This window comes from Mariniflexile jejuense (assembly GCF_042675665.1).
Classification (GTDB): domain Bacteria; phylum Bacteroidota; class Bacteroidia; order Flavobacteriales; family Flavobacteriaceae; genus Mariniflexile; species Mariniflexile jejuense.
Window position 1 is genome coordinate 1 of the sequence record NZ_JBHTJI010000017.1, and the last position, 794, is coordinate 794.

At 33.0% G+C, this 794-nt stretch carries 1 protein-coding gene; it reads right to left on the reverse strand.

Translation table 11 applies throughout. From position 1 onward, the window contains the following. Positions 1-138 precede the first annotated feature (138 nt). Complete coding sequence (locus tag ACFQ1R_RS11675) at positions 139-768, reverse strand: hypothetical protein (RefSeq protein ID WP_379926406.1); 630 nt, start codon at positions 766-768, stop codon at positions 139-141. Between the last annotated feature and the right edge of the window lie 26 nt (positions 769-794).

Below are 794 nucleotides of genomic sequence, written 5' to 3' on the forward strand. Positions count from 1 at the left end.
AACGTGTTTGTGTAAGGATAGTTGCGTGTGAAAGCAACTAACTTACTAAAAATGGGACGAACCAGAGGAAAATCCGCAGGATTTTCCGAGTAGGCAAGAACCAAGCAATTATTTTTACACGGTGTTGGCAACTGGCTTTTATTCCACATTTTCAAAAAATTGTACTGCAAAATTGCAGAAGTCTATTATTACTTTTTTGTCAAGTTCAAATTCTTTTCTACTTCCAAGATAGTTTTTTGAAGTCGGTGTAATTTCCTTTCCTTCTTCCAATTCCTTGACAGAAATACATTTAATATGCTTTTTGCTTACTAAAATTATGTACGCGTTTCCATAAGGATAATCTTTGGGTAAATGTTTTGGTAGAAATTCTCCACTTTTTCTAAACTTTACTTCTATAAAGAATACCTCATTAGTTTTTGGACTTTGAATTACAAAGTCAGGCATTCTTTTTATTTCAGTTGCTACTTCGCTTTTAACGCCTTTTAATAATTCCATTATTCCTGGAATAGTATTTTCCATTCCGTATCTAAAAACGTTGTAGCCTAATGATAAAAACAATTCCTGAATAAGAGTTTCTGCGATTCGACCTTTTATCATATTGTACCGATAATTCCAATCTTTATCGTTTAAGCCTCCGTCAAAATCCTCTTCGGTCTCTTGTTGTTCAGATGTTTCTGGTTTATTTTTTTTATTTTCAGTTTTGTAGCAAGAATAACATAATCCTCCATTGAATTTTGTGTATTCGCCACATTCTATACATTCTGCCATAGTTTTTTTTCAGCTTGTTGCCAACG

Coding starts and splice junctions, on each gene's coding strand:
- ACFQ1R_RS11675 (WP_379926406.1), bottom strand. CDS start 768: ATGGCAGAATGTATAGAATGTGGCGAATACACAAAATTCAATGGAGGA.